Source organism: Bacillus sp. BML-BC051 (assembly GCF_019656175.1).
GTDB classification, from domain to species: domain Bacteria; phylum Bacillota; class Bacilli; order Bacillales; family Bacillaceae_G; genus Bacillus_A; species Bacillus_A mobilis.
This window is the reverse complement of the sequence record NZ_BPLI01000031.1, coordinates 1-7,560: the sequence shown is the minus strand read 5'-3', so window position 1 is coordinate 7,560 and position 7,560 is coordinate 1. Positions and strand designations below refer to the sequence as shown.

The 7,560-nt window shown below is 37.2% G+C and carries 7 protein-coding genes, 16 tRNA genes and 1 rRNA gene; 23 read left to right on the top strand and 1 reads right to left on the bottom strand.

Going from position 1 to position 7,560, the window contains the following annotated elements; genetic code table 11:
- Nucleotides 1–90: 90 nt before the first annotated feature.
- The 16 genes from rrf (at nucleotide 91) to K5S59_RS14855 (ending at nucleotide 1,581) form a co-directional block, all read left to right on the top strand.
- A 5S ribosomal RNA gene (gene rrf / locus K5S59_RS14930) occupies nucleotides 91–206 on the top strand.
- Between the two features lie 8 nt (nucleotides 207–214).
- Nucleotides 215–289: transfer RNA gene (locus tag K5S59_RS14925), tRNA-Asn, on the top strand.
- Between the two features lie 2 nt (nucleotides 290–291).
- Nucleotides 292–383 (top strand) — tRNA-Ser (locus K5S59_RS14920).
- 17 nt (nucleotides 384–400) lie between these two features.
- Nucleotides 401–475 (top strand) — tRNA-Glu (locus K5S59_RS14915).
- Nucleotides 476–479: 4 nt separating this feature from the next.
- Nucleotides 480–555 (top strand) — tRNA-Val (locus tag K5S59_RS14910).
- 24 nt (nucleotides 556–579) lie between these two features.
- Nucleotides 580–656 (top strand) — tRNA-Met (locus tag K5S59_RS14905).
- Nucleotides 657–659: 3 nt separating this feature from the next.
- A tRNA-Asp gene (locus K5S59_RS14900) sits at nucleotides 660–735 on the top strand.
- 9 nt (nucleotides 736–744) lie between these two features.
- A tRNA-Phe gene (locus tag K5S59_RS14895) sits at nucleotides 745–820 on the top strand.
- Between the two features lie 18 nt (nucleotides 821–838).
- Nucleotides 839–914 (top strand) — tRNA-Thr (locus K5S59_RS14890).
- A gap of 10 nt (nucleotides 915–924) precedes the next feature.
- Nucleotides 925–1,008: transfer RNA gene (locus K5S59_RS14885), tRNA-Tyr, on the top strand.
- Nucleotides 1,009–1,017: 9 nt separating this feature from the next.
- Nucleotides 1,018–1,091, top strand: a tRNA-Trp gene (locus K5S59_RS14880).
- A 19-nt stretch (nucleotides 1,092–1,110) separates the two neighbouring features.
- A tRNA-His gene (locus K5S59_RS14875) sits at nucleotides 1,111–1,186 on the top strand.
- A 63-nt stretch (nucleotides 1,187–1,249) separates the two neighbouring features.
- A tRNA-Gln gene (locus tag K5S59_RS14870) sits at nucleotides 1,250–1,324 on the top strand.
- 5 nt (nucleotides 1,325–1,329) lie between these two features.
- A tRNA-Gly gene (locus K5S59_RS14865) sits at nucleotides 1,330–1,404 on the top strand.
- A 14-nt stretch (nucleotides 1,405–1,418) separates the two neighbouring features.
- Nucleotides 1,419–1,489: transfer RNA gene (locus K5S59_RS14860), tRNA-Cys, on the top strand.
- 10 nt (nucleotides 1,490–1,499) lie between these two features.
- A tRNA-Leu gene (locus K5S59_RS14855) sits at nucleotides 1,500–1,581 on the top strand.
- Between the two features lie 173 nt (nucleotides 1,582–1,754).
- Here K5S59_RS14855 and K5S59_RS14850 read toward each other — a convergent pair.
- Nucleotides 1,755–2,075 carry a DUF3884 family protein gene (locus K5S59_RS14850; protein WP_120449451.1) on the bottom strand — a complete coding sequence of 107 codons (321 nt, stop codon included), beginning with the start codon at nucleotides 2,073–2,075 and terminating at the stop codon, nucleotides 1,755–1,757.
- Between the two features lie 318 nt (nucleotides 2,076–2,393).
- Here K5S59_RS14850 and K5S59_RS14845 point away from each other — a divergent pair, with 318 nt between their 5' ends.
- The 7 genes from K5S59_RS14845 to K5S59_RS14815 all read left to right on the top strand — a co-directional run.
- Entirely contained in the window at nucleotides 2,394–3,113 is a 720-nt protein-coding gene (locus K5S59_RS14845) for a YebC/PmpR family DNA-binding transcriptional regulator (RefSeq protein ID WP_000532956.1), read from the top strand.
- Nucleotides 3,114–3,261: 148 nt separating this feature from the next.
- On the top strand, nucleotides 3,262–3,723 hold the full coding sequence (locus K5S59_RS14840) for an NUDIX hydrolase (protein ID WP_120449454.1): 462 nt from the start codon (nucleotides 3,262–3,264) through the stop codon (nucleotides 3,721–3,723).
- A gap of 482 nt (nucleotides 3,724–4,205) precedes the next feature.
- The gene (locus K5S59_RS14835) at nucleotides 4,206–4,982 is read left to right on the top strand and encodes a transglycosylase domain-containing protein (protein WP_000664703.1); all 777 of its coding nucleotides are present in this window, start codon (nucleotides 4,206–4,208) and stop codon (nucleotides 4,980–4,982) included.
- A 188-nt stretch (nucleotides 4,983–5,170) separates the two neighbouring features.
- The gene (locus K5S59_RS14830) at nucleotides 5,171–5,821 is read left to right on the top strand and encodes a DsbA family protein (protein WP_000841315.1); all 651 of its coding nucleotides are present in this window, start codon (nucleotides 5,171–5,173) and stop codon (nucleotides 5,819–5,821) included.
- A 114-nt stretch (nucleotides 5,822–5,935) separates the two neighbouring features.
- A tRNA-Gly gene (locus K5S59_RS14825) sits at nucleotides 5,936–6,009 on the top strand.
- A gap of 234 nt (nucleotides 6,010–6,243) precedes the next feature.
- A complete protein-coding gene (locus K5S59_RS14820) occupies nucleotides 6,244–6,507 on the top strand; it encodes a MerR family transcriptional regulator (protein WP_000816200.1) in 264 nt (87 codons plus the stop codon).
- The coding region (locus tag K5S59_RS14815) for an RNA-guided endonuclease InsQ/TnpB family protein (RefSeq protein WP_220784061.1) at nucleotides 6,504–7,560 on the top strand (1,057 nt) is incomplete at its 3' end. The genes K5S59_RS14820 and K5S59_RS14815, both read left to right, overlap by 4 nt.

Here is a 7,560-nt window from a genome sequence, read left to right as displayed (position 1 = left end):
GCAATGTTATCTAGTTTTGAGAGAACATAAAAAACTTGTTGACTTTTAAATTTAATAAGTTATAATAATGATTGTCTCAAAAGAATAATGTCTGGTAATGATGGCAGAGAGGTCACACCCGTTCCCATACCGAACACGGAAGTTAAGCTCTCTAGCGCCGATGGTAGTTGGGACCTTGTCCCTGTGAGAGTAGGACGTTGCCAGGCAATATTATTCCGCAGTAGCTCAGCGGTAGAGCTATCGGCTGTTAACCGATCGGTCGTAGGTTCGATTCCTACCTGCGGAGCCATTGGAGAGCTGTCCGAGCTGGCCGAAGGAGCACGATTGGAAATCGTGTATACGTCACAAGCGTATCAAGGGTTCGAATCCCTTGCTCTCCGCCATAGGATTTATAATATTTGGCCCGTTGGTCAAGTGGTTAAGACACCGCCCTTTCACGGCGGTAACACGGGTTCGAATCCCGTACGGGTCACCACTTTGGAGGATTAGCTCAGCTGGGAGAGCACCTGCCTTACAAGCAGGGGGTCGGCGGTTCGATCCCGTCATCCTCCACCATATAAATTATATGAATAGTATTATCGCGGGGTGGAGCAGCACGGTAGCTCGTCGGGCTCATAACCCGAAGGTCGCAGGTTCAAATCCTGTCCCCGCAACCAAATGGTCCCGTGGTGTAGTGGTTAACATGCCTGCCTGTCACGCAGGAGATCGCCGGTTCGACCCCGGTCGGGACCGCCATTTTAATAAGGCTCGGTAGCTCAGTCGGTAGAGCAGAGGACTGAAAATCCTCGTGTCGGCGGTTCGATTCCGTCCCGAGCCACCATTTATCTTAATAAAATATGCCGGCTTAGCTCAATTGGTAGAGCAACTGACTTGTAATCAGTAGGTTGGGGGTTCAAGTCCTCTAGCCGGCACCATGTAAGTTTCGGAGGGGTAGCGAAGTGGCTAAACGCGGCGGACTGTAAATCCGCTCCTTCGGGTTCGGCAGTTCGAATCTGCCCCCCTCCACCATATTTACATAGGGGCATAGTTTAAAGGTAGAACTGAGGTCTCCAAAACCTCCAGTGTGGGTTCGATTCCTACTGCCCCTGCCAAATATATTTACACAACATGGCGGTTGTGGCGAAGTGGTTAACGCACCGGATTGTGGCTCCGGCATTCGTGGGTTCGATTCCCATCAGTCGCCCCATTTTTATTTTAAAAATTACAAATAATCTAATGGATACTTACATATAATTAAGTAAGAATTCGGTGGGCTATAGCCAAGCGGTAAGGCAACGGACTTTGACTCCGTCATGCGCTGGTTCGAATCCAGCTAGCCCAGCCATTTTTGCGGAAGTAGTTCAGTGGTAGAATACAACCTTGCCAAGGTTGGGGTCGCGGGTTCGAATCCCGTCTTCCGCTCCAATATAATTTAATATGGCGGCATAGCCAAGTGGTAAGGCAGAGGTCTGCAAAACCTTTATCACCGGTTCAAATCCGGTTGCCGCCTTTTCTTTTGTGCCGATGTGGCGGAATTGGCAGACGCGCACGACTCAAAATCGTGTTCCTTCGGGAGTGTCGGTTCGACCCCGACCATCGGTATCATGAACGGCGTAAAAAAACTCTATACTAACTGTATAGAGTTTTTTTGTTTTCTTCGCGTGACAAAATAGGCACAAAAAGTGTTCGGAAACATTAAAAGGATAAAAACAAACATTCATTTTTATCCTTTTAATTCCGGTATTCTATACAATATTCTCTTTGAGTACTCTACTCTAGAGAGAATTTCTCCAGCCCGGTGACATGAAATTAAATCCGACACCACCAGTAGATATTAGCACATTATCAGCTGTTAATTTTGTAATTTCTAAAAACTTCTTTTCAAACTCTTCTCTGTTGTACTTATACATAGTTGAGTGGCACGCCCACATGTACGTTGAAGTACTTAACCAGTCTCCTAATTCCTTTAATTCAGGAAACGACTCAAATTGAATGGGTTCATCTAATTTCATGAATCTTACTTGATAGATAGTTGGGTTTAACTTCTCACCAATTCCTTTAAGGCCATGTGCTTTTTTCTCATTTGAATGTGTCATACTTCTCCCCCCATTTTCCCTTCAAATTTTTCCCTATTTTTATTATACAACGATAGAAAGTGATCATAGGAATATTATGGAAATTGATATCGTCTTTTTTGTTAAATTATACTATGTGCTTCTAAAATTCGTAATAAACGTAGGAATTCATGTATAATATAACTTGTCGAAAGAACAAAATGATAGTGATTTATATTATGTCTGTAATATGAATCAAAAATGAACTTTTTATATTTCTTTTAAAAATGTGTTGAATACACATTATATTTCATATTAATATTTTTATGTAGATTTAAAACGGGAAAGAGAGTGGAAAGTATGGGTCGTAAATGGAATAATATTAAAGATAAAAAAGCATCAAAAGATGCAAATACAAGCCGTATATACGCGAAATTTGGACGTGAAATTTATGTGGCAGCAAAACAAGGTGAGCCAGATCCAGAATCAAACCAAGCGCTTAGAGTCGTATTAGAACGTGCGAAAACATACAATGTACCAAGAACAATTATTGATCGTGCAGTTGAAAAAGCAAAAGGCGGTTCAGAAGAAAATTATGACGAGCTTCGTTATGAAGGATTCGGACCAAATGGATCTATGGTAATTGTAGATACACTTACAAATAACGTAAACCGTACTGCAGCAGATGTACGAGCTGCATTTAGCAAAAACAGTGGTAACATGGGTGTAAACGGTTCTGTAGCTTACATGTTTGATGCGACAGCTGTTATCGGTCTTGAAGGTAAAACATCAGATGAAGTTCTTGAAATTTTAATGGAAGCAGATGTAGATGCACGTGACATTCTTGAAGAAGAAGATGCTGTTATCGTGTATGCTGAACCGGATCAATTCCATTCTGTACAATCTGCACTTAAAGATGCTGGTGTTGAAGAATTCACAGTTGCAGAATTAACAATGCTTGCACAAAGTGATGTAGAACTTCCTGAAGATGCTCAAGTACAATTTGAAAAAATGGTTGATGCATTAGAAGACCTAGAAGATGTGCAACAAGTTTACCACAACGTAGACTTAGGAGAATAATACGATAGAAGCCCCTGTTCGTTTAACGGATAGGGGGCTTTTTTTGTGAAGTTAATTAAGATGATGAATGAGTAAAGGGATTTTGTTGTAGACAGGGAATATGCTTATAGGGATATGTGAAATATTCATTATTGCTAGGAGGCTTAATATGGAACATAAAACACCAAAGCATATCGTTGCTGTAGCAGGCTATTTAACAAATGAAACAGGTGAAGTGTTATTGGCTAAAGTACATTGGCGAGCGGATACGTGGGAGTTGCCAGGAGGACAGGTGGAAGAAGGCGAAGCGCTCGATCAAGCAGTTTGTAGGGAAGTGTTTGAGGAGACGGGTTTAACTGTGAAGCCGCTTGGAGTTACAGGTGTTTACTATAATGCTTCTATGCATATTTTATCTGTTGTTTTTAAAGTCGCATATGTGAGCGGTGAAATACAAATTCAGCCTGAAGAAATACAAGAGGCTAAATTTGTTGCTTTAAATGAAGAGAACATAGATGAGTACGTAACGCGTCCTCATATGAAATCCAGAACGCTTGATGCGATGAGAGCGACACATTTTATTCCGTACGAAACGTGGGGAGTGCAGCCTTATAATTTAATAGGTAGATTGTAAAGAAAAGGGTAGCTGGTTTGAGATACAATCAAATCACTACTCTTTTTTGTATACTGTTTAAGAAAAAGGTCAAAATAATAATAGTGCTAGTATTGATTTAAAGAACGTTTGTTCTGTATAATGTATGATATATTGTATACATTTAGATTACTAGATACTTACAAATATATATATTTGTAGATGATATAATGAAAATAGGATATTTTAATAGAGAAGTATAGGCTTAAGGTATACTCTGTTATTGGTTTAGCATAATATATATTCAATATTTCAGATGAATAGTAGATAAAAAAAGACTGTGATACAATACTTTTTTACCCCGCTATTTGCCGGACAGCCCGATTGGTGGGGGCTGATTAAGGTTTCACTTTATACCTTACAATGATGTAAGGTACGTGTAAGAGAAATCGATGGGATGTTTTTTTGCAACAAGGTATTCTTAAAGTAAGAGTTATATGCTGTGTGGAAAAGAGGTGTTCAAGATGAAAGAACGAGTATTATCTAGGGTGAACTATCATCAAAAAGTTGCATTAAATCCAATGACTAAATTCTTTTATAAAGCCATTATTTTATTATTATTGTTAAGTTGTACGTTATTATTCGTTGGAAATGTAATGATCGAGCAAAGTGATATTAGTAAATTACATGTACCGGCTAAGTTAGAGGTGCCAGAATCATTAACACATGCATTTATTGCGACAGAAGATAAAAGGTTTTATCATCATAATGGTTTAGATTATATAGCGATTGTCAGAGCGTCTGTTGAGAATATAAAGGCTGGTGGTGTTGTGCAAGGCGGAAGCACAATTACACAGCAGTTATCCAAAAATGCTTTTTTAACAAATGAACGTACATTTTCTCGTAAGTGGAAAGAGATTTTTTATACGAAAAAAATTGAACGCACATTTACGAAGGATGAAATTTTAAAATTGTATGTAAGTAATATTTATTACGGAGAAGGAGCATGGGGAATTGAAAAAGCGGCAAACCTTTACTTTGGTAAAAAAGTAAGCCAATTAACGCTGGCTGAAAGTGCAATGATGGCTGCTGTAGTAAAGGCACCTGCTTATTACTCACCTGCACAAAATTATGATAAGGCCGTAGAGAGACGAAATGTCGTTTTGAGATTGATGGAGAAAGAAGGCTATATCAATCATGATGAGTATGTGCAAGCAGTTAGTGAGAAGTTAGTAATTCGTCATGATATCAAAACAGAGCAGTCGATGTTAAATAACGCGCGTGAAAAAGCAGTAAGCTAAAGGAAGTTCCTACATAGGAGCTTCTTTTTTTTGAATAAATTGTGACAAATTGTGACACAATATCGTCACAATTATTGTATTTTTGTAATTTATGTGAGCGTGTTCATTGCGTGACGTATATAAGTGTTGATATTATGTGTATTGTGTACAATGCTGTATACAGAATATGAATTTAAAGAGGAATGTATATGAAATCAAATAAACTCATGGCTCTTGGTATAGTTTTTTCTATCGCAGTATTGATTGTAATCGGAACGATTGCTTATAGCATCATAAATGACAAAAAAGATAAAGGGAATGAGATGTTTGCTTATTCCACACAACAATCTTTAGGGAAAGATGATGCACCAGTTAAGGTAGTTGAATTTGGAGACTTCAAATGTCCTGCGTGTCGTACTTGGGATGTAACAGTATTACCACGATTAAAAGAAGAGTATATCGATAAAGGTAAAGTGCAGTTATATTTTATTAACTTCCCGTTTATCGGAAAAGACTCTGATTTAGGCGCAGCAGCTGGTGAAGCAATTTATAAACAAGATAAAGATTCATTCTGGACTTTCTATGATGAGATTTATCAAAGTCAAAAGAAAGACACGGAAGAGTGGATTACAGAAGAATTACTTCTTAACATTGTGAAAGAGAAGCTTCCGAAAGTTAATGTAGAACAATTTAAGAAGGATTTACACAGTAAAGAAATAAAAGAAAAAGTACGTAAAGATTCAGATCGTGCTCAAAAATTAAAAGTTCAAGGTGCTCCTTCAGTATACATAAACGGAAATCTTGCAAACCCTGATTTCGATAGTATGAAGAAGGCGATTGATAAAGAATTGAAAAAGTGATGAGCTACTCATCACTTTTTCGACTTTTTTCGATAAAATTCTTGCTTCCGTTTTTTTAACATGCTATACTACTTTACATAAGTTATTCTAATATCTTATATTTATTTCATATTTGCGGGTGTAGTTTAGTGGTAAAACAAGAGCCTTCCAAGCTCTGGTCGAGAGTTCGATTCTCTTCACCCGCTCCAAATTTTATTAAATGTTTTTCTATAAATTGTGATCAACGCAGTGTTTCGTTTCTAAGATAAACGAGGCATTGCGTTTTTTAATGTTTGAAAAACATAATTGTATGCGAAAATAGAAGTAAAGAATAGTATTCCAAAAGTGAATTGCTAACTAATATAGACGTTACATAAAGGGTGAATTCATCTGAGGAGAAAGAAACAGTAAACAAAAATGTGCGTATATAGTAAAAAGTAATTATGAAACAATATAAACCAAAAGAATTTTCAGAAATGCTTAATGTCTCTGTTAAGACATTGCAAAGGTGGGACAATCAAGGTGTTTTACCTGCTTACCGAAACCCAAAAGGAAGAAGATACTATACAGAAGAACAGTATAAGGAATATATGGGTATTCAAGAAGAACTTGTTCAGGATTTAATATCTATCATTCATGTATTTAGCTGTAGAATATATGGGTTGAGAAAATACAAAAAGAAAATGTCGGAGGATGGAGACTTATGAAAAGAGCATATTTAATAGAAATCAAACCGACAACTGAACAAGTTAGTAAAATCCGTCAAACTATTGGGGTGTGTCGATATGTATATAACCTGTATATCTCTAAAAATAAAGAGGCATATGAGTCGGAGGGGAAATTTCTTAGTGGCTATGACTTTTCCAAATGGCTAAACAACATTCATACAAAAGAGTGTGACCAGTGGATTAAAGAAGTGTCGAGCAAAGCGGTAAAACAAGCGATTATGAATGGAGATAAAGCTTTTAAGCGATTTTTTAAAGGTTTATCTAAATTTCCACGATATAAAAAAAAGAAGAAGCAAGATGTGAAGTGCTACTTTCCGAAAAACAACAAAACAGATTGGACAGTAGAAAGGCATAGAGTAAAAATCCCCACAATTGGTTGGGTAAGGTTAAAAGAATATGGGTATATCCCTAAAAATGCAACTGTAAAAAGTGGCACAGTATATCAAAGAGCAGGAAGATATTTTGTATCTGTACTTTGCGAATTGGAAGAAATGGCAACAAAGTTAGCACTCAATAAAATAGGTCTAGGGATTGATTTAGGAGTGAAGGATTTTGCTACACGTAGCGATGGGATCGTTCATGAAAACATCAACAAAACAATGAAAGTAAAAAAGATAGAAAAACGGTTAAAACGTGAACAACGCTCTTTAGCACGTAAATTTGAAAATCTAAAAAAGAGAGGTGAAAAATCTGTTACTAATAAAAGAGTGAATATAGATAAAAATGTTCTTAGAGTGCAAAAGTTGCATGCTCGATTAGCGAATATTCGAATAGAGTATGTAAAGTCTATTGTAACGAATGTGGTGAAAACCAAGCCAACGTTTATTACAGTGGAAGATTTGAATGTGAAAGGTATGATGAAGAATAAACATTTATCTAAAACAATTGCCAAGCAGTCTTTTTTTGCTTTTAAAACGTGGCTTTTGACGAAATGTGAGGAATATGGAATTGAATTACGTCAAGTAGACCGGTTTTATCCATCGTCAAAGTTATGCTCATGTTGCAGTCAAAGGAAAGCGGATTTAAAGCTAT

Coding starts and splice junctions, on each gene's coding strand:
- K5S59_RS14850 (WP_120449451.1), bottom strand. CDS start 2,075: ATGACACATTCAAATGAGAAAAAAGCACATGGCCTTAAAGGAATTGGT.
- K5S59_RS14845 (WP_000532956.1), top strand. CDS start 2,394: ATGGGTCGTAAATGGAATAATATTAAAGATAAAAAAGCATCAAAAGAT.
- K5S59_RS14840 (WP_120449454.1), top strand. CDS start 3,262: ATGGAACATAAAACACCAAAGCATATCGTTGCTGTAGCAGGCTATTTA.
- K5S59_RS14835 (WP_000664703.1), top strand. CDS start 4,206: ATGAAAGAACGAGTATTATCTAGGGTGAACTATCATCAAAAAGTTGCA.
- K5S59_RS14830 (WP_000841315.1), top strand. CDS start 5,171: ATGAAATCAAATAAACTCATGGCTCTTGGTATAGTTTTTTCTATCGCA.
- K5S59_RS14820 (WP_000816200.1), top strand. CDS start 6,244: ATGAAACAATATAAACCAAAAGAATTTTCAGAAATGCTTAATGTCTCT.